The sequence below is a fragment of the Pseudidiomarina mangrovi genome, assembly GCF_003999375.1.
Classification (GTDB): domain Bacteria; phylum Pseudomonadota; class Gammaproteobacteria; order Enterobacterales; family Alteromonadaceae; genus Pseudidiomarina; species Pseudidiomarina mangrovi.
Genome location: NZ_RJLC01000014.1, coordinates 208,904 through 230,889 on the forward strand (window position 1 = coordinate 208,904; position 21,986 = coordinate 230,889).

General features: G+C 52.3%; 19 protein-coding genes. 9 read left to right on the forward strand and 10 right to left on the reverse strand.

Annotation, left to right across the window (positions count from 1 at the left end; translation table 11 throughout):
* The first annotated feature begins 77 nt into the window (after positions 1-77).
* Both yihA and EFO84_RS06770 read left to right on the forward strand, forming a co-directional pair.
* Positions 78-725, forward strand: a complete 648-nt coding sequence (yihA, locus tag EFO84_RS06765; RefSeq protein ID WP_127347287.1) for a ribosome biogenesis GTP-binding protein YihA/YsxC — start codon at positions 78-80, stop codon at positions 723-725.
* The gene (locus EFO84_RS06770; RefSeq protein ID WP_127347288.1) at positions 706-1,623 is read left to right on the forward strand and encodes a DMT family transporter; all 918 of its coding nucleotides are present in this window, start codon (positions 706-708) and stop codon (positions 1,621-1,623) included. The genes yihA and EFO84_RS06770 overlap by 20 nt, the downstream gene beginning before the upstream one ends.
* 161 nt (positions 1,624-1,784) lie before the next feature.
* On the opposite strand, the gene polA is transcribed toward EFO84_RS06770, so the two are convergent.
* A complete protein-coding gene (gene polA, locus EFO84_RS06775) occupies positions 1,785-4,607 on the reverse strand; it encodes a DNA polymerase I (protein WP_127347289.1) in 2,823 nt (940 codons plus the stop codon).
* A 485-nt stretch (positions 4,608-5,092) separates the two neighbouring features.
* Here polA and EFO84_RS06780 point away from each other — a divergent pair, with 485 nt between their 5' ends.
* Positions 5,093-5,371 (forward strand): hypothetical protein, encoded by a 279-nt coding sequence (locus tag EFO84_RS06780; protein ID WP_127347290.1) that lies wholly within the window; start codon positions 5,093-5,095, stop codon positions 5,369-5,371.
* A gap of 7 nt (positions 5,372-5,378) precedes the next feature.
* On the opposite strand, the gene aroE is transcribed toward EFO84_RS06780, so the two are convergent.
* The 7 genes from aroE to EFO84_RS06815 are packed head-to-tail and all read right to left on the reverse strand — an operon-like array spanning position 5,379 to position 10,746.
* Positions 5,379-6,215, reverse strand: a complete 837-nt coding sequence (gene aroE / locus EFO84_RS06785) for a shikimate dehydrogenase (protein ID WP_127347291.1) — start codon at positions 6,213-6,215, stop codon at positions 5,379-5,381.
* Between the two features lie 33 nt (positions 6,216-6,248).
* Entirely contained in the window at positions 6,249-7,166 is a 918-nt protein-coding gene (gene hemF / locus EFO84_RS06790) for an oxygen-dependent coproporphyrinogen oxidase (protein WP_127347292.1), read from the reverse strand.
* A gap of 2 nt (positions 7,167-7,168) precedes the next feature.
* Entirely contained in the window at positions 7,169-7,726 is a 558-nt protein-coding gene (tsaC, locus tag EFO84_RS06795) for an L-threonylcarbamoyladenylate synthase type 1 TsaC (protein ID WP_127347293.1), read from the reverse strand.
* A 12-nt stretch (positions 7,727-7,738) separates the two neighbouring features.
* Positions 7,739-8,137 carry a DNA topoisomerase family protein gene (locus tag EFO84_RS06800; RefSeq protein WP_127347294.1) on the reverse strand — a complete coding sequence of 133 codons (399 nt, stop codon included), beginning with the start codon at positions 8,135-8,137 and terminating at the stop codon, positions 7,739-7,741.
* Complete coding sequence (locus tag EFO84_RS06805) at positions 8,138-8,611, reverse strand: DUF494 family protein (RefSeq protein WP_127347295.1); 474 nt, start codon at positions 8,609-8,611, stop codon at positions 8,138-8,140.
* Positions 8,612-8,613: 2 nt separating this feature from the next.
* Positions 8,614-9,648, reverse strand: a complete 1,035-nt coding sequence (gene dprA / locus EFO84_RS06810; RefSeq protein ID WP_127347296.1) for a DNA-processing protein DprA — start codon at positions 9,646-9,648, stop codon at positions 8,614-8,616.
* 21 nt (positions 9,649-9,669) lie between these two features.
* Positions 9,670-10,746, reverse strand: coding sequence for a LysM peptidoglycan-binding domain-containing protein (locus EFO84_RS06815; RefSeq protein ID WP_164742398.1), 1,077 nt, complete (start codon positions 10,744-10,746; stop codon positions 9,670-9,672).
* Between the two features lie 81 nt (positions 10,747-10,827).
* Between EFO84_RS06815 and def the strand changes: the two genes are divergently transcribed.
* Genes def through trkA form a run of 4 tightly spaced genes read left to right on the forward strand, consistent with a single transcriptional unit; the run spans position 10,828 to position 14,974 of the window.
* Positions 10,828-11,334: a peptide deformylase gene (gene def / locus EFO84_RS06820; protein WP_127347298.1), complete on the forward strand. Its 507-nt coding sequence runs from the start codon at positions 10,828-10,830 to the stop codon at positions 11,332-11,334.
* Between the two features lie 4 nt (positions 11,335-11,338).
* Entirely contained in the window at positions 11,339-12,313 is a 975-nt protein-coding gene (gene fmt, locus EFO84_RS06825) for a methionyl-tRNA formyltransferase (protein WP_127347299.1), read from the forward strand.
* Entirely contained in the window at positions 12,303-13,601 is a 1,299-nt protein-coding gene (rsmB, locus tag EFO84_RS06830; RefSeq protein ID WP_127347300.1) for a 16S rRNA (cytosine(967)-C(5))-methyltransferase RsmB, read from the forward strand. The genes fmt and rsmB overlap by 11 nt, the downstream gene beginning before the upstream one ends.
* Positions 13,598-14,974: a Trk system potassium transporter TrkA gene (gene trkA / locus EFO84_RS06835; RefSeq protein WP_127347301.1), complete on the forward strand. Its 1,377-nt coding sequence runs from the start codon at positions 13,598-13,600 to the stop codon at positions 14,972-14,974. Before rsmB ends, trkA begins: the two co-directional genes overlap by 4 nt.
* A 16-nt stretch (positions 14,975-14,990) precedes the next feature.
* On the opposite strand, the gene EFO84_RS06840 is transcribed toward trkA, so the two are convergent.
* Both EFO84_RS06840 and EFO84_RS06845 read right to left on the reverse strand, forming a co-directional pair.
* Entirely contained in the window at positions 14,991-16,442 is a 1,452-nt protein-coding gene (locus EFO84_RS06840; protein ID WP_127347302.1) for a TrkH family potassium uptake protein, read from the reverse strand.
* A 107-nt stretch (positions 16,443-16,549) separates the two neighbouring features.
* Complete coding sequence (locus EFO84_RS06845) at positions 16,550-18,526, reverse strand: transglycosylase SLT domain-containing protein (protein ID WP_127347303.1); 1,977 nt, start codon at positions 18,524-18,526, stop codon at positions 16,550-16,552.
* A 131-nt stretch (positions 18,527-18,657) separates the two neighbouring features.
* Here EFO84_RS06845 and fadB point away from each other — a divergent pair, with 131 nt between their 5' ends.
* Together fadB and fadA are read left to right on the forward strand one after the other, a co-directional pair.
* Positions 18,658-20,799, forward strand: coding sequence for a fatty acid oxidation complex subunit alpha FadB (gene fadB / locus EFO84_RS06850; protein ID WP_127347304.1), 2,142 nt, complete (start codon positions 18,658-18,660; stop codon positions 20,797-20,799).
* An 11-nt stretch (positions 20,800-20,810) separates the two neighbouring features.
* A complete protein-coding gene (gene fadA / locus EFO84_RS06855; RefSeq protein ID WP_127347305.1) occupies positions 20,811-21,974 on the forward strand; it encodes an acetyl-CoA C-acyltransferase FadA in 1,164 nt (387 codons plus the stop codon).
* Positions 21,975-21,986 lie beyond the last annotated feature (12 nt).

A 21,986-nucleotide genomic window follows, 5' to 3' on the forward strand; every position in this document is an offset into this window, starting at 1 on the left:
CTATTTTACACAAAACTTCTGCGGATTAAATGCCTAATCATGATACTATCCGCTATCTATCACGGTTATGCGCATCTATGAACACCAGTTTAAACTTTCAGCCTACAAAATTTGTCATCAGCGCCGCTGATATTCGTCAACTTCCTGCCGATGAAGGTGTGGAAATAGCGTTTGCTGGGCGCTCCAATGCTGGCAAGTCCAGCGCGTTAAATACCATCACCCGCCAGAAGGCATTGGCACGGACCAGTAAAACCCCAGGTCGCACACAGCTGATCAACGTATTTGAAGTGGCACCTGGCATGCGTCTCATCGATTTACCCGGGTACGGCTACGCCAAAGTACCTATTGCGGTGAAAGAAAAATGGCAGCTGGCGTTAAGTGATTACCTACAACACCGTAAGGCCCTGCGCGGCATTGTCGTCATGATGGATATTCGTCACCCGTTTCGGGATGTCGACCAAGACCTTCTAGAATGGGCCACCACGTCAGGTATTCGCGTATTAGTGCTGCTAACCAAAGCCGACAAACTCAAGCCGGGGCAACGCAAATCAACGCTATTACAAGCGCGTGAAGCAGTGTTGGTATTTGGCGGCGATATTCAAGTCGAAATGTTCTCATCATTGACCAAGCTTGGCTTACCCAATGTCGAAGTTATTTTATCGGCTTGGTTGACCGAGCCAGTCGTCCCTAGTGAACCGAGCGTCGATGACCACAGCGACAGTTGATACGCCACCACTGAAGGCTTGGCTACTGCTGTTGTTACTGGCCTTAATCTGGGGTAGTTCATTTTTGCTGATGAAAAAGGGCTTGTTAGTGTTTAGCCCTGACCAATTAGCTGCACTGCGTATTGGTACTGCTGGCCTGGTGCTGCTGCCTTGGCTCACCCAGCGTATTAAAACCGTACAACGCCAACACCTGCTCAAACTATTCTCGGTCGGCTTGGTTGGCAGCTTTATTCCTGCCTTCTTATTTGCCTTTGGCCAAACCCAACTAGCCAGCGGCGTAACGGGCGTGCTGAACACCTTAACGCCCTTAGCCACACTAGTGATTGGCGTGGTGCTATTTAAGCAAGCGTCGAGAGCACAGCAATGGCTGGGTGTGTTGATGGGCTTGATCGGCACTGTGGTACTCATCAGTGCCAACAGTAGCGGTGATTTTAGCCTCAATAGCTATGCCCTACTGATTGTTGGTGCGACCATTTGTTACGGCATTAACCTCAATGTCATTAAGCACAAAATTGCTGATTTAAGCGCCTTAACGATTACCGGCGTGAGCTTGTTTTTGATGGCACCACCGGCGTTTATCTACTTATTTTTCTTTACCCCGTTCACCCAACAGTTTGACCAGCCACAGTTCTCACTAGCGGTCACTGCCATATTGCTGCTGGCTATTGTCGGTACTGCTGCGGCCTTGGTGATTTTTAATACGGTGGTGAAAATGACCGATACCACCTTTACCAGTTCGGTCACTTATTTGATCCCGATTGTGGCGCTGATCCTTGGCGTGCTCGATGGTGAGCCGTTTTTTATCGAACACGGCTTGGGTATGGCGGCTATTCTCACAGGGGTATGGATTGCTAACCGTAAAAAAAGAAAGCCCGGCACAATGGCCGGGCAAAATTAACTAACAATCCAGGGAGAGAAATCTATGAAAAGCAATAAAAACGTCTACATCATTTCCGTTTACCGCGCCTTTCAATAATTCAGACTGACCCTATCAATAAAAGTTCAGAAAAATACTAAAATTTCATTAATTCAGTAAATGTTATTGATTTTATTATATTTTTAATGGGCTTCATCCCAGTTGTTACCATGCCCTGCTTCAGCGATCAATGGCACATCGAGCTTACAAGTGTGCTCCATGACCGCAACCAGTTGCGGTATTAGTGCCGCCACACGCTGCTGCTTCACCTCGAACACTAATTCATCGTGTACCTGCATGATCATGTACACCTCACCGGGTTCGGTTTGTTGGTGAATAAATGCTGCTACATCAATCATCGCCTTCTTAATAATATCCGCCGCAGTACCTTGCATTGGTGCGTTGATCGCTGCACGCTCGGCGGCTTTTACCCGGCCTTGGTTACTGGCACGAATTTCAGGCAGCTGCAGACGACGCCCAAATAAGGTTTCTACGTAGCCATGCTGCTTGGCCTTTTTACGGGTTTCTTCCATATAACGCAGCACTCCAGGGAAGCGCTCGAAATATTTATCCATGTACAATTGCGCTTCGTGACGCGGTATATCGAGTTGCTGGGCCAGGCCAAATGCTGACATGCCGTAAATCAGGCCAAAGTTTACCGCTTTGGCACGCCGCCGCTGTTCGCTGGTAACCTGCTCTAAAGCCGTACCAAACACCTCTGCTGCAGTTGCCGCGTGAATATCACGTCCTTTTGAAAAAGCTTCGAGCAGCTGCTTATCCTGCGATAAATGCGCCATGATCCGCAGCTCAATTTGACTGTAGTCAATCGCCACAATCTGATAGCCATCGGGCGCAGTAAAGGCCTTACGCACGCGGCGCCCTGCTTCGGTGCGAATCGGGATATTCTGCAAGTTCGGATCACTAGACGACAAGCGCCCGGTGGCAGTAACCGCCTGATGATAGGAGGTATGAATACGATTGGTGCGCGGGTTAACCATTTTCGGCAACTTATCGGTGTAAGTTGACTTCAGTTTGCTCAACCCCCGATGGCGCATGATCACGTCTGGCAACGGATAATTGAGCGCCAGCTCTTGCAATACATCTTCGGCGGTAGACGGCTGCCCAGTTGGGGTCTTCTTCAACGGCGGAATACCCAATTTATCAAAAAGAATCTGTTGCAGCTGTTTGGGTGAGCTCAAATTAAAGCTTTCACCGGCAATTTCGTAGGCTTGTTGCTCTAATTGCTGCAACTCTTTGGCCAGCTCATGACTCTGCCGCGCCAGCAAGGGTGCATCAATTTGTACCCCGCGCTGCTCAATATCCACCAGCACCGGTACCAGCGGCAACTCAATATCACTCAGTACCGACAGCAGCTCGTGATGCGGCGATAATTGTTGGCGCAGCTGCTGGTGCAAACGTAACGTCACATCGGCATCTTCAGCGGCATAAGGGCCGGCTTGCTCCAGCGCAATTTGATTAAAGGTAAGCTGTTTGGCGCCTTTACCGGCGATATCCTCAAAACTAATGGGGTTATGGCCTAAATAATGGCGGCTCAGCGAATCCATATCATGGCGTGTAGCGACACTATCGAGTACATAAGACGCCAGCATGGTGTCATCGGCAATTCCCTGCAGGCGAATATCGTAGCGGCGTAAAATGTGGCTATCGTACTTGAGGTTTTGCCCAATTTTGGCCGGTACCGTAGCTTCCAGCAATGGCTTGAGCTGTTCTAGCACCCACTGCCGCGACAATTGGTCGGGTGCGCCCGGGTAATCATGCGCCACCGGCACATAAGCTGCTTGGCCCGCTTCAATAGCAAAACTTACCCCAACCAGTTCGGCTTCCATGTAATTCAGACTGGTGGTTTCGGTATCAAAAGCGAATGCCGGTGCCTGCTGCAACTGTTGCAACCAGCTGTTGAAGTCCTGCTGGTTGGTCACCAGCTGATAATCCTGTGCCGATACCTTAGCCGGCGGGGCAGTGTCGCTGAGGCTGCTGTCACTTGGTTTGGCCTCAATCGAGGAGTTCATAGCAGCTGCGGTGGCTTTACCGGCATGACCCACATAAGCTGAAACGGCGCCATGCGCTTTGATCTCAGCTAACCAGCGGCGAAACTCACACTGCTGATACAACGCCAATAAGGCCTCGTTATCGGGTTCGGTAATGGTCAGATCATCAGGGTGGAAATCCAGTGGCACGTCCAGCTTAATAGTGGCTAACTCACGTGATAGTAATAGAATATCTTGGTGCTCAATGAGTTTGTCCGGCATGGTCTTGGCACCGCGAAACTCAAGCGCCGCTACCTGCTGCGGGTCGGCGTACATAGCATCAATACTGTTCATTCCCTGTAGCATTGCCAATGCGGTCTTTTCGCCCACTTTCGGCAACCCCGGAATGTTATCCGAGCTGTCCCCCATTAAGGCCAGAAAATCGATCATTTGCTCCGGGCGTACGCCATATTTCGCCAGCACACCGGCTTCATCCAGCAGGGTATCGGTCATGGTGTTAATTAACATCACATGATCATTGACCAATTGCGCCATATCTTTGTCACCGGTACTGATCAGGGTGAAGCGGCCGCTGTCGGCAGCCTGCTGCGCCAAGGTACCGATCACATCGTCAGCCTCTACCCCGTCAATACAGAGTAACGGTAACCCGAGCGCTTGAACGATTTTATGTAACGGCTCTATTTGACTGCGCAAGTCATCGGGCATCGGCGGTCGATTGGCCTTATAGGCATCGTACATGTCATTGCGAAAAGTAGGCCCTTTGGCATCGAAAATCACCGCCATGTGAGTTGGCTGGTATTTAGTGATCAAGCTGCGCAGCATGTTCACCACACCATAAATTGCACCTGTGGGCTGGCCAGCTGAGTTGGTGAGATGCGGCGGTGCGTAATACGCCCGAAATAGATACGACGAACCATCCACGAGAATAAAGGGATTGGTAGGTACTGTTGCAGTCATAATTACTCTACTTGCGAAAGGGACACATGGCGCTAAGAATGCCACAGCACTGCGCTGCAAGCCAGCGTACCAGGGACATTACTAACGGGACAAAAATGTGGATATGCTGTGGACAAGTCTGTTGACAAGATCTTTTGCACCAGTGAAAGAAGCCAAAGCTCTCTGGTGTTTTCAATAAAAAACTGCTTATAATACAAGGAATTGCGTAACTTGAAATTCCTGACAGCTTATTTTTTTGTTGTTGTGTCAGTTGTGGAAACTGAAAACTGGGGTAAACCCGACGTTCGTTAAAGAACGTGTTAAGACTACCATAATGTCGGCCGAAAGCTAGTACCGATTTAGGTTTTTTTAGATCAATTTTTGCGCAACGCTTACATTCTTTAGATGCAAATGTAATCAATAAATAATTTTTATTAAGCTATACTAATGATCATATTTTACTGGCGCTTTTAAGGTTTTTTACCTACGCTCAGAGCAGGGTTACTATGGATGTACAGCCGATGAAGCTTACCAAAGAAGAGTTACAACAACTCGAGGATTTCGAGCGCCGCCGTATTGCGTTAAATCAATCCGAGTGGTGGGAACGTTTGTCGATGGATCAAAAGTTTGGCGTGTATCAGCTGCAAAAATTCGGCTACGACCTGGCTTTTATCCGCAATCACCCTAAAGGTGCTATCGCGGTAGTTCGCCGTGGCGTTGAATTCGCTACGGTCAATAGCGAAGGTGATGTCGATTTAAACCCCGATATTGTCATTCGCGATTAATCGCCTGTCAGCGCTTAAGACTCGCTCGTAACTGCTGTAATACAGAGTCGGTGTTTGGCGTTAAGCCATCATGCCACAAGGCAAAACTCAGCGCCGCTTGCTCCACTAACATACCGAGACCATCAACACTCCGCTGCGCCCCAGCAGCCGCTGCCTGTTGCAGCAACGGCGTCGGTTGGGCACCATAATTCATATCGTAGACCAATGCTGTGGCGGCCAAGCACTCTGCCGCTATCGCCAGGTTCTGACCGCTCCAAGCCGCACTGGTGGCGTTGATGATTAACGCTTGCTGACACTGCTGCGGTGTCATGTCGGATAATGCCAACGCGGTCAGTTGCCGCGGGTAACTCGGAGTAAATTGTGCGACTAGCTGCTGCGCGCTAGCGAGCGTCCGATTGGCAATTACAATACTGCTGACTCCTGCCTGTAATAGTGGTGCGATCACTCCACGTGCGGCACCACCAGCACCTAACAACACCACCCGCGCAGCACTTAAATCGCCGTACTGACGATGTAAATCGGCCACCAGCCCTATGCCATCGGTGTTATCCCCAAACAGCTGACCGTGTTCGCGCAGTTGCAGGGTATTGACCGCTGCCGCAGCTTCAGCTCGGGCAGATAACTGGCTACATAGCGCCAGCGCCGCTTGCTTAAATGGCACGGTAACATTAGCACCAGTACCACCGTAACGAAAAAATTCGCTCACGGTGCGGGCAAATTTAGCCGGCGACGATAAACTGCGGGTATAACGCAATTCGCGACCAAATTGTTGGGCAAACAAGTGGTGAATCTGCGGTGAAAGGCTATGTGCCACCGGATTCCCAATTACCGTAAACAGTGTCATGTTTGAGTTTCTCAAAAAAATCCAAGTGTCCCGCTACGGCAGCGTCAGCCAGTCGCGCGGGCGCAAGTAGTTGTCATACAGATCGGCCTCAGCGCTCCCTGCCTGCGGCTGATAGCCATATTCCCAGCGCGCCAGCGGTGGCATCGACATCAAAATAGATTCGGTACGCCCGCCGGTTTGTAAGCCAAACAACGTGCCACGGTCCCAGACCAAATTAAACTCCACATAACGACCGCGCCGATACAATTGGAACTGCCGCTCACGCTCGCCGTAGGGAGTATTTTTGCGGCGCTCAATGATCGGTAAATACGCCTCTAAATAGGCATCGCCGACGGCGCGCATAATGGCAAAGCATTGCTCAAAGCCACGCTCGTTCAAGTCATCAAAAAATAGCCCACCGACACCGCGCGTCTCGTTGCGGTGTTTGAGCCAAAAATACTCATCGCACCATTTTTTATAAGCCGGGTAAAGTTCGCGACCAAATGGATCCAGCGCTGCTTTAGCCACTTGGTGCCAATGCTTCACATCATCCATAAAGGGATAAAATGGGGTTAAATCAAAGCCACCACCGAACCACCAGACCGGCTCAGCATCAGCCTTTTCGGCGATAAAAAAACGCACATTGGCATGACTGGTCGGGATATACGGATTGTGCGGATGTTGCACCAAACTCACGCCGCAAGCATTGAAACTGCGCCCTGCCAGCTCCGGCCGATGGGCGGTGGCAGAGGCCGGCATATGTTCGCCGAATACATGGGAATAGCCCACCCCACCTTGTTCTAGTACCGCACCATCACGCAGTACCCGCGAGCGGCCACCGCCCCCACCGGGGCGCTGCCAGCTTTCCTCAGCAAAGTGTGCGCTGCCATCGGCTTGCTCAAGGCCTGCACAAATACGGTCTTGCAATGCAGTGAGGTAAGCATTTACTTGCTCTAGCATCTGGTGTTGCATGATTACTCTCGAATAATTCGTTGTGACATAGGGTCAATAATACGACTTGGGCGCTCGGCGCCACCGGTTGGCTGTTGCATGATCCACCCCAGCTCGTCAGCAAATTGCTCGGCGACCGCGGCTGCATCGCGCAATGCCGGCTCACCACTGCGGTTGGCACTGGTTGAGACAATTGCGCTACCGAGTGCTTTGCAGAGCTGTCGCGCGGGTTCAAACGCGGTGATACGCACCGCTATTTGGTCATGAGCGCCGCGCAGCGCTTCCGGCACACTAGCCGCAGCGGGTAATAGTTGGGTGACAAAACCGGGCCACTGCGAAAAAATAGCAAAGCGCAACTGCTGTGGAATAGCGCGGTCATCCACGAACGGGAGTAACTGGCTGTAGTCTGCCGCTAATAAAATCAGCCCTTTATCTTGTGGCCGCTGCTTAATCGCCAACAATTTTTGTAAGGCGTCTAGATTACGAGGGTCGCAGCCAAAACCGAACACCGCCTCGGTGGGATAGGCTAAAAGTTGACCTTGCCGAAAGGCCTCGCGTGCTGCTTGAAAATCGTCTGTCATCACTGGCGTTCACTAACTCACGGTTGATTTGTAGTCACATTCGGGTTGCGCGCAAATGAGCCGCTCACCGTTGCTGGAACGCTTCTTCAACAACAGGGCAAAACCACATTTGGGGCACGCTTCCGCCACTGGCGGCAGATTAACCGAAAAACGGCAATGAGGGTATTGGTCGCAGGCATAAAATGAGTTACCAAAGCGACTGGTCTTTTGCACTAATTTGCCGTGTTGGCAGGTGGGACAAGACACGTCAGTGCCGGGGTCAAAATCGGCAGCGGTCATATAATCACAGTCAGGATAACCACTACAGCCGACAAACAGGCCGTAGCGGCCCTTTTTCAATTGCAGTTCTCGCTGACACCGGGGGCATGGCACGCCCAGTGGCTGTGGCTCCAGAAACGTATCGTTGCTCATTTAATGCAACAGACCTTCCGCCTGTTCAAACAACAAGCCTTCCATTTGATCATAAGCCGCTTCGTGGCCTGGCACATTGAATAGCACCATCAATACCACCCACTTCAGATCATCCAGAGAGAATTGCTGTGTGTCGAGTTCCATGACCCGGTCAACCACCATTTCACGGGTCGAGAAATCGAGCACCCCGAGATTCTCGAGATACATTAAAAAGCCCCGACTATCGACGTCTAAACGCGCCGTTTCTTCGGCTGTGTAAACACGCGTAGCGCTGTTTGGAGAACGATTTAAGTAGGGTTTGGTTTGGCACTCTTGTAATTCTGTTAGCCGCTCCAACCACACCAAAGCTTTATGAATTTCTTGACGGTGAAAACCTGCCCGCGTCAATTCATCCGTAAGCTCGTCATGGTCTACCACTACTTCCATTTCAGAATGGATATAGTTCTCAAACAGGTACATGAGGATATCAAACATCGTTAGCGCCTCCCCATTTTTATGTAACCACCGGCAACTGAGGTAACTACCCCCGCCAGTTCCAACAATACCAACTGCTCAGTAACAATAGCGACCGGTAGTCCGCTACGTGCCACGATAGTATCTAATGCGGTGACCTCAGTTCCCACATTAGCCAACAATGCGGGGTTTGCCAAGCATTCTGCAGATTTATTTTGTGACGTTTCGGTGACGTCAGGCGGGGTAATCCGCAAACCGAGATCAGCGATGATATCGCCAACCTGTGTTACCAGCTGAGCGCCTTGCTGTAAAAGCTGTAAGCAGCCCGCCATACCGACATCCCAAATTGACCCAGGTAAGGCCCACAAGCGCTTGTTTTGCTCCAGTGCCAAGCGTGCGGTATTGAGTGTGCCGCTTTGCCGTTTGGCTTCAATGACAAGTACTCCCTCGCTGAGTCCACTTAGGATACGGTTACGGCGGGGAAAATGATCGGCCCTGGCACGTGTTCCCGGAGTGAACTCGGTGACCAGCGCGCCAGCTTGGGCAATTTGCTGCTGTAGTTGGCGGTTCCGCGGCGGGTAGTAGCAATCAGCACCAGTACCGAGTACTGCCAATGTGCGGCCATGCTGAAGCGCACTGCGATGAGCCGCGGCATCTATACCAGTGGCTAAGCCACTACTCACGACAATGCCTGCACTGGCAAGTGTGGCGGCAAAATGGGCTGCACTGTGCTGACCCACTGGGCTGGCATTACGACTACCGACTAAAGCGACCTGTGGCTGAGTGAGCAAACTACGGTCACCGCGCACAAACAACATGGGTGGCGGTGCGGCAATATGGCGCAACGCTTCAGGGTAATCGGGATGATACCAATGCACTAAATGCTGCTGCGGCTGCTCAAGCCAAGCCAGGCAGCGGTTCAGCTCACGTTGGTCAATATCGACTGCGGGTAATTGCTGCTGAGCCTGGGCCAAGCTACTACAGCGCATGGCGTGATGACGATTGCGGGCGGGACTGCGCTGCAATTGCAGCAGCGCGGTAAGAGTATCAGCATCCATGCTGAACCACCTTAGGCGCGTTTAGCGCGAATTATTGAGATATTTTGGTACGAAATAATCACCTACTTGCAGCCATTCTTCAGCGTCGACCACCATGGCGTAACTGACATTGGCATCTACTTTCAACACCATTAGTTCGGCGGTGACCGCCGCAGGTAAGCGTGTGGTATCACGCCAAAAACGCGATAAATCATCGGCGGGGTCATAATAATTAACCGCTTTCGGCTGATCACCACCGGTAAATACTTCAACACCGGCACGCACAGCTTGGTACATTTGACCAATTTCGACGCCACTGCTACTGCCATAAGGTAACAATACGATATCGTACAAGCCTTGTTGCTTACGCTCATTAAGGGCGGCGGCAATATAGCCAGTCAGCGGCTGCCCTGAGGTGATTTCAATACGCTCAGGCAACACCGGATCATCGCCCTCCAGCAATACATCACCAAGTTTTACTTCGCGTTGCAGATGGCTCAGCGTGCCTTCTACCAAGTCACCGAAATTCACCGATAAATCAGCTTTTGCCACATACCGCAATAAGGTGTTGTCACCCACCTGCGCCACCGGCGTGTAGACCCGATAGCTACCAAAGGCTGGTTTGCCGCTGACATACACAGGCGCCATACCGTTCACGCGAGAGGCTTTACGGTTATCACCCATGACCTGCGGCAGATCTGTAAGTTGCTCACTGGCTATGACCCGATGATCAATCATAAAGGGTTGCAACCATTCGCCTGGGAACCATGGAATAGCATCGCCTTTCGCTGCCACTTGACCTTCAGGTAAGAGCACCTGTTGGCTCTTGCGGGTAAGCCGCGGTTTACCATCTACCCAAATCAGCGTAAGTCTGTCGCCCGGATAGATCAGATGCGGATTGGCAATATCCTCATTGATTTGCCACAATTCCGGCCATAACCACGGGTCGTTGAGAAATATTTCGGAAATCGCCCACAGCGTATCGCCTTTCTTGACCACATACTGTTGCGGGGCATCAGCGCGCAAACGCAGCACATCGCCTTCATTAGCCAGCGCCAGCGGTATACTGGTGGTGACTAGTGCGAATAACGCTAAACAAAGCAGTCGCCCGATTTTCATGTTGAGCTCCATTGTAAAACCGTGTGTTCAGCCACAAATTACGTTAAAATTGGCCAAGATGAAACTAGTGAATGACAGCTTATGAGTAAATTAACCATTTTAAAATACCCTGATCCGCGTTTGCGCACCGTGGCGAAACCCATTGCGGAAGTCACCGACGCTGTGCGTAAGCAAATCGATGACATGTTCGAAACCATGTATGAGTCCAATGGGGTGGGGCTAGCGGCAACCCAGGTCGATTATCACTGGCGCTTATTCGTTGCTGACTGCAGTAATGATCAGAACGAGCCCTTGGTATTTATTAACCCTGAGATTACTGAAAAAGACGGTTTATTCGGCAACGAAGAAGGCTGTCTGTCGTTTCCAGGGGTGTATACCAAAGTTGAACGCGCTGGCACGGTGACCGTATCGGCGTTAGATCGCAACGGCGAGCGCTTCTCCTTGACCGCCGATGGCTTACTGGCAATCTGCATTCAGCATGAGCTTGACCATTTAAATGGCGTGTTGTTTGTCGATTATCTGTCGCCGTTGAAACGTGACCGTATTCGTAAAAAGTTAGAAAAAGACTACAAACTGGGAGTCAGTTAAGCCCATGCGGGTTATTTTTGCCGGCACCCCCGACTTCGCTGCGCGCCATCTGCAAGCCCTGATTGATAGCGCCGATTTCGATATTGTTGCGGTCTATACCCAACCCGACCGACCGGCTGGGCGCGGGCAAAAACTCCAGCCATCGGCGGTCAAACAGCTGGCGCAACAGCATGGTTTAGCCATTGAACAGCCACCGAGCTTGAAGACTGCCAGCGCCCAGCAACAACTTGCACAATACCAAGCGGATGTAATGGTGGTGGTGGCTTATGGTCTGATGCTACCGCAAGCGGTGCTCGATATGCCGCGCTATGGCTGTATTAATGTGCACGGTTCGTTATTACCGCGCTGGCGCGGCGCAGCACCGATTCAACGAGCGTTGTGGGCCGGCGATAGCGACACCGGCGTGGCCATCATGACCATGGAATTGGGCCTCGATAGCGGGCCAGTGCTCGCCACCGCGCGCTTAGCCATTAGTCCTGAGGATACCTCGGCAAGTCTCTACGATAAGCTCGCCGAACTGGGCCCACAGGCGTTACTGGATTGTTTGCGTCAACTACCAAGCAAACTGAAGCAGGCGCAGCCACAAGACCCCAGTACCGTGACCTACGCGCACAAACTCAGCAAAGACGAAGCGCAACTCGACTGGCAACAACCTGCGACAGTACTTGAACGTTGGGTACGAGCGTTTAATCCTTGGCCAATTTGCTGGTTCATCGCCAACAACGGTGAGGTGGTCAAAGTGTGGCGGAGTAGCGCTGAAACCAGCACCAGCTCAGCATCACCTGGAACTATTCTAAGCGCCGATAAACACGGTATTGTGATACAAACCAGCGCTGGCGCCTTGCGCTTATTGGAATTACAACCAGCCGGGAAAAAGCCATTGAGCGCGGCGGATTTTCTAAACGGCCGCAGCGATTGGCTCGGCGTCGGTAGCTGTTTAGCCGCAGTGGCTGCTGCAGGAGCAGCCCATGGCCGCTAGTGGCGCCGCCAGTCGCGCTGCCGCGGCATTAGCCCTGTATCAGGTACTGGAGCAGCAAAAGTCGCTGAGCCAAGCCTTACCGCCGCTCACCGCAAGCCTTGAAGGGCGTGACCGCGCGCTAACACAAACCATCTGTTACGGCGTATTGCGGGTATTGCCACAGCTCAATTTTATTATTCGCCAGCTGCTTAGTAAGCCCTTGAAAAAAGACCTGCTGGTGCTGCACAGCCTTTTACTGGTCGGCATCTATCAGCTGCTGTACCTGCGTACCAGCGACCATGCTGCAGTAGCCGCCACGGTTGAAGCCACTGTGCTGCTCAAACAAAGCCGGCAGAAATCACTGATTAACGCAATTTTACGCAATGTGCAGCGCCAGCGTGACCAGTTCGAAGCTCAGCTGTGCGACCACCCGGAACTACAACATAATCATCCGCGCTGGTTAGCTGATCTCATTCAGCAACATTACCCAGAGCGCGCTGAGCAGATTTTCGTCGCCAATAATCAACAGCCACCCATGTGGCTGCGGATCAATGAACAGCGCACTCATCGCAGTGATTATCTGGCCTTACTTGAGGCCGCTGATATAGCCGTACAACAAGAATCACCATTGCCCTCAGCAATTCAATTGATGCAGCCCGTCGATGTGCAGCGCTTGCCGCATTTTGCCGACGGCTGGGTATCGGTGCAGGATATTGCTGCGCAACATGCCGCGTGGCTATTGGGTGCCGAGGCCGGTGAGCGCATTTTAGATTGTTGTGCCGCGCCTGGTGGCAAAACCGCGCACATCCTCGAGCATCAACCACTGGCGCAGGTAGTCGCCATTGACGCTGACGCCAGCCGTTTACAGCGAGTGCACGACAATTTACAACGGCTGCAACTGCAAGCCGAAGTGTATTGTGCTGACGCCAGTGACCCAGCCAGTTGGTGGGATGGTCAGCTATTTGACCGCATTTTGCTGGATGCGCCCTGCTCGGCAACTGGCGTGATCCGCCGCCATCCCGATATTAAATGGCTACGGCGGGCAACTGATATCAGTGCCTTGGTCACCTTACAGCAACAGATCCTCACTGCGCTCTGGTCGACACTGAAACCAGGTGGTACGCTGTTATACGCAACCTGTTCGATTATACCCGCGGAAAATGCGGAACAAATTCAAGCCTTTTTGGCCACTCATGACGATGCACAACTGATTTCTCTCGGTATGCAGGGTGGTGCTGATTGGCAATGGCTGCCCGGCGACCTCGCCGGTGACGGCTTTTACTACGCAAAATTGGAAAAGCGGCAATGAAAATTATCATTCTCGGTGGTGGTCAAGTAGGCGGTACGCTCGCAGAAAACCTGGTCGGTGAAGATAACGATATTACAGTCGTCGATTCTAATCCTGACCGTTTATCCACCCTCGGTGATAGTCACGATATTCGGACTATTTTAGGCCACGCCTCACACCCCCGGGTACTTCGTGACGCCGGCTGTGAAGACGCCGATATGCTGATTGCAGTGACTCCCAGTGATGAAACCAATATGCTGGCCTGTCAGATTGCATATACCCTATTCCGCACCCCACGCCGCATTGCCCGCATCCGTTCCGACGCCTTTATTGATTACAAAGATCAGCTGTTTCACAAAGATGATATTCCGGTCGACCATTTAATTTCGCCAGAGCAGCAAGTCACCATGTACATCAAGCGTTTGGTGGATTATCCCGGCGCCTTACAAGTGATGGAATTTGCTGGTGGGCGCGCCAGTTTAGTGGCTGTTCGTGCTTATTATGGCGGCAAATTGGTGGGTCATGCCATCGCCACCTTAAAAGACCACATGCCCAACGTTGAAACCCGGGTGGCAGCTATTTTCCGCCAAGGGCAAGCCATCAAACCCATGGGCACCACGGTGATTGAAGCCGGTGATGAGGTGTTTTTTATCACCGATACACGCTACGTGCGCTTAGTGATGGAAGAAATGCAAAAGCTCGAGCATCAATATCGCCGGGTTATGATTGCCGGTGGCGGCAATATTGGGGCGGGCCTGGCCAAAATGTTGGAAGAAAATCACACGGTGAAGTTAATTGAGCGCGATTTAACCCGTGCGCAAAAACTTAACGAAGCACTCGAGCACACCACCGTGCTAGAAGGTGACGCCTCAGAGTCGCGCTTGCTCAGCGACGAGCACATTGAAGATATCGATGTGTTTATTGCTGTGACCAACGACGATGAAGCCAACATTATGAGTGCTATGTTGGCGAAGAAAATGGGCGCCAAAAAGACCATGGTGCTGATTCAGCGCGAAGCCTATGTTGATTTGGTCCAAGATAACGTCATTGATATCGCTATTTCACCGCAAGCGGCTACGGTATCGGCGCTGCTGTCATTGATTCGCAAAGGCGATATCGTCAATGCCTATTCATTGCGCAAGGGCGCCGCGGAAGCCATTGAAGCAGTGGCCCACGGCGACGAGAAGACCTCTAAGGTGATTGGTCGTACCATCAGCGAAATCAAGTTACCGCCAGGCACCACCATAGGCGCAATTGTACGCGGTCACGAAGTGTTGATTGCGCATGATGACACGGTTATTCAGCCCGATGACCACGTGATCATGTTCTTGGTGGATAAAAAGTATATTCGCGATGTTGAACGCCTGTTCCAGCCGAGCGCCCTGTTCTTCTAAGATTCTTTTAAGTGGCTTAGGAGCGCCAGAAGGTGGGCGTCAGCAGCACTAAGATGGTGAACACCTCAAGGCGCCCAAACAGCATCGCCAGCACCAGTAGCCATTTGGCCGGATCAGGCAAGCCGGCATAGTTCGCCGCGACCTCGCCGAGGCCAGGGCCTAAGTTATTGAGGCAGGCCGCAACCGCAGAAAACGCGGTGAGATCGTCCACCCCAGTGGCTAATACGCCGAGCATAATCACCACAAACACTAAGGCATACGCGGCGAAGAAGCCCCATACCGCCTCCACCACACGTTGTGGCAAGATGCGATTACCCAGCTTCACCGAGAACACCCCCGCTGGATGCACCAAACGGTTGAGCTCGCGCACACCTTGCCGATACAGCAACACCACGCGCACGACCTTTAAGCCACCCGCAGTTGAACTCGCGCAGCCGCCAATAAAACTGGAAAAAATTAATAGCAGGGGCAAAAACAGTGGCCAACTGGCGAAGTCGGTGGTGGCAAAGCCGGCCGTGGTGCTGATCGATACGGCCTGGAACATAGCTTGGTTGAACGCGGTTTCGGTATTGTCGAATACCCCGTGGATAAATACCGTCATGAACACGGTAAGAATGAGCGCCACTTGAATCAGTATAAAGGCACGCACTTCTGGATCGCGCCAGTAATTACTCAAGCTGCGGCCGGTAATAGCGGCATAATGCACGGCAAAATTCATCGACGATAACAGCAGAAATATGACACAGATGGTATTGATGGTGCTGCTATCAAAGTGACCCATACTGGCGTCATAAGTACTAAACCCACCCACTGCAATGGTCGAGAACGAATGCCCGATAGCATCAAACCAGCCCATACCCGCAATGCGATAGGCTACGGCACAGGCCACGGTCAACGCGACATAGATATACCAAAGATGTTTTGCCGTATCGGCGATGCGCGGCGTCATTTTGGCATCTTTGAGCGGGCCTGGGATCTCAGCGCGATAGAGCTGCATGCCACCAATGCCGAGCATGGGCAAAATCGCCACTGCCAGCACGATAATCCCCATACCGCCTAACCATTGCAGCTGTTGACGGTAAAACAAGATACTTTTCGGCAGGAGTTCCAAGCCGGTAATCACCGTCGCGCCGGTGGTAGTCAGCCCTGAAAATGATTCGAATACGGCATCGGTGACGGACAACGGTAATTCCTCGGCGAACCACAGCGGCACAAAGCCCACCATACCGAGCACCGTCCAGAACAATACGGTGAGCAAAAAGCCATCACGCACTTTTAAATCGGAGCGCTCATGGCGATTCGGGTACCACACCACAAAGCCAATGGCTAAACACACCGCAAACGCCAGCATAAAGGCCACACCGCCGCCGTCGCCATAAATAAAAGCCACCACAGCCGGGGGCAATAGCGAGACGCTAAACAAACAGATTAGTAGCCCCAAAATGCGAAAAATGCCGCTAAAGCGCACGCTTCATCCTCATCCTGCTCAGTTATATGCTGTAGATTGCATGAATAACGCAAACTATGCGGCGTTTACGCTAGAACCGCAACCCGAATTTTAGCCTTTTTGTTGCGCTAGCGCCCCGCAGCTTCGGCACTAATTCGCATTGGAATCAGCGGCGTGAAAACCGAATCGGTATTACCGCTTAATTCGCGATAAATCTGCTGGTACGCCAGCACATTTTTCACATAGTCACGCGTCTCGCGAAATGGGATGGTCTCAATCCAGCGGTCAACCTCTATCGGATCCGCCGGTAACCAATCAAATACCCGATAAATGCCAGCATTGTAGGCCGCTGTGGCAAGTACCCAATTGCCGCCTAGGCGCCCACGTAGTTCAGCCAAATAATGGGTACCGAGGCGAATATTAGTGACGACATTTTGTAATTCTCGTTGTGAGATAAACTTGCGCTCCAAATACTCCGCAGTCTTCGGCATAATCTGCATCAATCCATGCGCACCCGCAGAAGAATGAGCATCAAATCGAAATGCGCTCTCACGGCGGGTAATGGCTAAGGCCCAATCTACATCAATGCCAGCATTCTCTGACTGCCGTTTATGTTCATCCAAGTAAGCCAGCGGAAAACGCAATTGCACAGCATTGTAGCCGCCAATTTGTGCCAGCGTGAAAATTGCTTGATCGTGCCAACCCCATTGATCAGCAAGTACCGCCAAGAGTTCTTGACGGCGGCCGTCGGAGCGCTGAGTCAGTGCATACCATTCGCGCCGCGCTTCTACATAACGATCGAGCTGCAACAATTCATACACTCGCTGCACCGCCGGTAAGTCGCGCAGCTGTTGCATCTCTTCAGCGCTATAAAGCACCGGCTCGCGGGTGAGTTGCTTCGGTTGCCCTAAGCGCGCCGCCGCTAAAAAGCCATAATAACTGCGTTGCTGAGCAACCTGTTGCAGTGCCACCTCAGCCGCTACCGTAGCGCCGGTTTCGGCCAGCGCCCGCGCATACCAATAGCTCCATCCACCGCTTTCTGCCGCCGCCGTTGGTAATTTTGGGGTGAAATCTATCAGCGCTTGCCAATTGCCCTGGCGCACCCATTCCGCCAATTGCCACTGTAGTGTCTGTTCAGTGTGATCGGCGGGCTCTAGTTGCGCCAACCAAGTCGCCGCTTGCGGGTGGTTCTTAGCGGTCAAAGCCACGGCAAAGCGTTGTTTAAGCTCGGTGTGCTGTTGCTCCGAAAAAACAATGTGCGATGGTAGACGGGTCAACTGGGTGAGTGCCCGATCAGGATCGCGCCAAATCAAGCGCCCATAAGCATAAGTGACAATATCCGCTTCATGCTGCGGGTACTTCCCGGTCAAGTAGTGCAAGCGCGTGATCAGCGCTGGGTCACGGCGTACCCGATGATAATGCTCGGCCAGATAACGCATCGACTCCGGTAATAAACTACCCAAATAGGGTAACAAGCTGTGTTTGCCACCCTCGGCAGCCAGCTTCACCCGCGCCCATACTAGCTCGGTGCTGCGTTGCCCTGCTTGCTGCCAGGCTGATAGTAATGGATCACAAGCTTTAGGGAGCGATTCACCGGTCTGCCAGAGCTGATCAACGGCGCGATAGATGGCGTCCTCAGGCATGCCTTTGAGGCTTAATTGATAGCGCAAATAATAACATTGCTGTTCGGTGGTCGCCGGCACACGGTAATCGCGAACATAGCGGCTTTTGAGGTCTTTACTCTGCAGATAATTCAGCCAATGACGACGTAGTTGGCTATCCAGTGGTGTGCCTTCGTGAGCGGCCAAAAATTCTAATACCTGCTCTTCATTGGCCAGATAACCGGTTTTACGTAGCCGCTCGAGCTGCAAATAAGGCACTAATGGATAGCCCTCAAGCTGCTCTAACAGCAACTGATACTCGACCAGGCGACCACGGCGCGCGGCAAACTCAGCTTTTGGATACAATTCTCGCTGCTGCGCGCGCACGTCATCAACCGCCCAAACGGGGTCGCTTATTCTTGGTTCGGCCTGGGATTTGCTCGGCAACCCAGTGAACAACAACGCTGCAATCAACGTACCACTGAACACCACTTGCTTTAGCATAATTTCAAACGCACGTTTAAATAATCATTGAAAAATTGGCTGGTTCAAGCCAAACTCATGGGGTTAACACTACCACATTAACCGAACGCAAGCCGAAAATCTGTAGCTACGGAATGTAAAGGAGACCGTTTATGATTTATCAGGGTGATAGCATTCGGGTTGAGTTTGTTGAACAGGGCATTGCTGATTTGCAATTTGCAGCAGCCGGCTCGGTCAACAAGTTCGACCAGAAAACCTTGCAAGAATTCAGTGCCGCATTGACCGCGCTGAAAAATACCGCTGATTTACGCGGCGTGATTGTCACCAGCAGCAAGCCGACCTTTATTGTTGGCGCTGACATCACCGAATTTCTGACCTTATTTGCCGACGTTGAACAAACCAAAAAGTGGGTCGCTATGGCCTCACGGGTGTTCGACCAACTGGAAGATTTACCGGTCCCCAGCGTAGCCGCTATTACCGGCTTTGCTCTTGGCGGCGGCTGTGAAGCGGCACTAGCGTGTGATTATCGGGTGGCCGATACCACTGCCACCATTGGCCTGCCAGAAGTAAAGCTAGGCTTGATTCCTGGTTTTGGCGGCACCATGCGCTTACCGCGCATCATTGGCCCTGATAACGCCATTGAATGTATTGCCACCGGTAAAAATAATAGCGCCGCTGATGCGCTTAAAGTCGGCTTAGTTGACGCGGTGGTGGCCCCAGAAAAGCTGCGTGACGCGGCCCTTGCCATGGCTAAACAAGCCGCCGATGGTGACCTCAATTGGCGCGCCAAACGGCAACCAAAGCTGGAAGCATTGAAAGCTAACGATACCGAACTCACCATGACCTTGGTCACCGCCAAAGCCATGATCGCCGCGCAAGCGGGCAAGCACTACCCGGCGCCACACGCTGCCATTGCCGCCATTGAAAACGGCGCACGGCAGGCTCGTGAAGGCGCGTTAGCAGCCGAAAACGAAGCCTTTGTTGGGCTGACTCAAACCGATGCTTGCCGCGCGCAAGTGGGTATTTTCCTTGCTGACCAGCTGGTCAAAGGTAAAGCCAAGAAAGCCGCTAAAGTTGCCACCAAAGCCATCAATCGTGCCGCAGTGTTAGGCGCTGGTATTATGGGCGGCGGTATTGCCTACCAGTCAGCCTACAAAGGCGTACCGGTAGTGATGAAGGATATTCGCCAAGCAGCGCTTGATTTGGGCATGAAAGAAGCCAGCAAAATCTTAGGTAAGCTGGTAGAAAAAGGCCGTATGGACCACAACAAGATGGCCAAGGTGCTGTCATCGATTACCCCAACGCTGTCTGACGACGCGGTAAAGGGCGTAGACATTGTGGTTGAAGCGGTGGTTGAAAACCCTGAGGTGAAAGGCAAAGTGTTGGCCCATGTGGAAAGCTTGGTCAGCGCCGATACCATTATCACCTCGAACACCTCAACCATCTCTATTGATCGCTTAGCCAAGTCACTGAAAGACCCGTCACGCTTCTGCGGCATGCACTTCTTTAACCCAGTGCACAAAATGCCATTAGTTGAAGTGATTCGTGGCAAAGACACCTCAGACGAAACCGTAGCCGCCGTCGTGGCTTACGCCGCGCGCATGGGTAAAACCGCTATTGTCGTCAACGATTGTCCGGGCTTCTTAGTCAACCGCGTACTGTTCCCGTATCTGGCTGGCTTTGCTGGCATGGTTGATGAAGGCGTTGATTTTGCTGGCATCGATAAGGTCATGGAAAAGCAGTTCGGCTGGCCTATGGGCCCGGCTTACTTGTCTGACGTAGTCGGCATTGATACCGCCGACCATTGCACAGTGGTGATGTCGGACGGCTTCCCAACCCGCATGCCCCGCGATACCAATAGCGCGGTAGCGAAAATGGCGGCAGCAGAGCGCTTCGGCCAGAAAAATGGCAAAGGCTTCTACAACTATGGCGTTGACAAAAAAGGTCGGCCATCGAAAGAAAAAGCCCCTGAAGTGTATGACATGCTTGGTATTACCGGCAAAGAACTCGGCGCTGATGAAATCATCGCTCGCTGCATGATCCCAATGGTGAACGAATGTGTGCGCTGCCTTGAAGAAGGTATTGTCGATAGCGCTGCCGAATGCGACATGGCGTTGCTTTACGGCTTAGGCTTCCCACCGTTCCGTGGTGGCCCATTCCGCTATTTAGAGACCGTTGGCTATGCCAATTTCGTCGCCTTAGCCGATAAATACGCGCATTTAGGCGAAATGTTCCAAGTCACTGACGGCCTGCGTGCGAAAGCACAGAATGGCGGCTCATACTTAGCGGGTTAACGGAGGAATTTATGAAAGACGTAGTGATTGTCGATTGCATCCGCACCCCTATGGGGCGCTCAAAAGGCGGTGTATTCCGCCATGTTCGTGCTGAAGATCTGTCGGCACACCTGATGAACGGCTTACTTGAGCGTAATCCCAGTGTGGACGTCAATGAACTGGAAGACATCTACTGGGGCTGTGTGCAGCAAACTCTCGAGCAAGGCTTCAACGTAGCGCGTAATGCCGCGCTGATTGCGGGCATTCCACATAAAGTCGGTGCGGTCACCGTGAACCGTTTATGTGGCTCGTCCATGCAAGCTATTCATGATGCCGCCCGCGCCATTATGGCCGGTGACGGTGAGGTGTTTATTGCCGGTGGTGTTGAGCACATGGGTCACGTACCGATGGACCACGGCATTGATTTCCACCCGGGTATGAACAAATCGGTTGCCCGCGCGGCCGGTATGATGGGCATGACGGCTGAACTGTTAGCCCGTAAGTTCAGCATTGACCGCGCCCAGCAAGATGCCTTTGGCGCACGCTCGCACCGGTTAGCACACTTAGCGACCATTGAAGGCCGTTTTGGCCGCGAAATTCTGCCTATTGAAGGTCATGACGCTGACGGTATTTTACGCCTGATCAAGCATGACGAAGTGATTCGCCCAGAAACCACCATTGACGGTTTAGCGGCATTACGGCCGGTGTTTGACCCGGTCAACGGCACCGTCACAGCCGGCACTTCATCAGCTTTGTCTGATGGCGCTGCGGCGGTACTGATGATGTCTGCTGATAAAGCCAAAGCCTTGGATTTAACCCCACGGGTACGCATTCGTAGCATGGCTATTGCTGGCTGTGACCCGTCGATCATGGGCTATGGCCCAGTGCCAGCCACCGAAAAAGCACTGAAACGTGCTGGTTTGAGCATCAATGATATCGACTTGTTCGAGCTCAACGAAGCCTTTGCCGCGCAGTCGCTGCCGGTATTAAAAGGCCTCGGCATTTTGGACAAAATGGAAGACCGCGTGAACTTAAACGGCGGCGCCATTGCCCTAGGCCACCCACTCGGCTGCTCAGGTGCGCGTATCTCGACCACCTTGATCAACCTGATGGAAAGCAAAGACGCAACGCTCGGCTTAGCCACTATGTGTATTGGTCTTGGCCAAGGTATCGCCACAGTATACGAGCGCATCTAAACCGCGCTTGCT

What these genes read in the sequence shown, in the direction of transcription:
- yihA (WP_127347287.1), top strand. Translation starts at nt 78, where the DNA reads ATGAACACCAGTTTAAACTTTCAGCCTACAAAATTTGTCATCAGCGCC.
- EFO84_RS06770 (WP_127347288.1), top strand. Translation starts at nt 706, where the DNA reads ATGACCACAGCGACAGTTGATACGCCACCACTGAAGGCTTGGCTACTG.
- polA (WP_127347289.1), bottom strand. Translation starts at nt 4,607, where the DNA reads ATGACTGCAACAGTACCTACCAATCCCTTTATTCTCGTGGATGGTTCG.
- EFO84_RS06780 (WP_127347290.1), top strand. Translation starts at nt 5,093, where the DNA reads ATGGATGTACAGCCGATGAAGCTTACCAAAGAAGAGTTACAACAACTC.
- aroE (WP_127347291.1), bottom strand. Translation starts at nt 6,215, where the DNA reads ATGACACTGTTTACGGTAATTGGGAATCCGGTGGCACATAGCCTTTCA.
- hemF (WP_127347292.1), bottom strand. Translation starts at nt 7,166, where the DNA reads ATGCAACACCAGATGCTAGAGCAAGTAAATGCTTACCTCACTGCATTG.
- tsaC (WP_127347293.1), bottom strand. Translation starts at nt 7,726, where the DNA reads ATGACAGACGATTTTCAAGCAGCACGCGAGGCCTTTCGGCAAGGTCAA.
- EFO84_RS06800 (WP_127347294.1), bottom strand. Translation starts at nt 8,137, where the DNA reads ATGAGCAACGATACGTTTCTGGAGCCACAGCCACTGGGCGTGCCATGC.
- EFO84_RS06805 (WP_127347295.1), bottom strand. Translation starts at nt 8,611, where the DNA reads ATGTTTGATATCCTCATGTACCTGTTTGAGAACTATATCCATTCTGAA.
- dprA (WP_127347296.1), bottom strand. Translation starts at nt 9,648, where the DNA reads ATGGATGCTGATACTCTTACCGCGCTGCTGCAATTGCAGCGCAGTCCC.
- EFO84_RS06815 (WP_164742398.1), bottom strand. Translation starts at nt 10,746, where the DNA reads ATGAAAATCGGGCGACTGCTTTGTTTAGCGTTATTCGCACTAGTCACC.
- def (WP_127347298.1), top strand. Translation starts at nt 10,828, where the DNA reads ATGAGTAAATTAACCATTTTAAAATACCCTGATCCGCGTTTGCGCACC.
- fmt (WP_127347299.1), top strand. Translation starts at nt 11,339, where the DNA reads ATGCGGGTTATTTTTGCCGGCACCCCCGACTTCGCTGCGCGCCATCTG.
- rsmB (WP_127347300.1), top strand. Translation starts at nt 12,303, where the DNA reads ATGGCCGCTAGTGGCGCCGCCAGTCGCGCTGCCGCGGCATTAGCCCTG.
- trkA (WP_127347301.1), top strand. Translation starts at nt 13,598, where the DNA reads ATGAAAATTATCATTCTCGGTGGTGGTCAAGTAGGCGGTACGCTCGCA.
- EFO84_RS06845 (WP_127347303.1), bottom strand. Translation starts at nt 18,526, where the DNA reads ATGCTAAAGCAAGTGGTGTTCAGTGGTACGTTGATTGCAGCGTTGTTG.
- fadB (WP_127347304.1), top strand. Translation starts at nt 18,658, where the DNA reads ATGATTTATCAGGGTGATAGCATTCGGGTTGAGTTTGTTGAACAGGGC.
- fadA (WP_127347305.1), top strand. Translation starts at nt 20,811, where the DNA reads ATGAAAGACGTAGTGATTGTCGATTGCATCCGCACCCCTATGGGGCGC.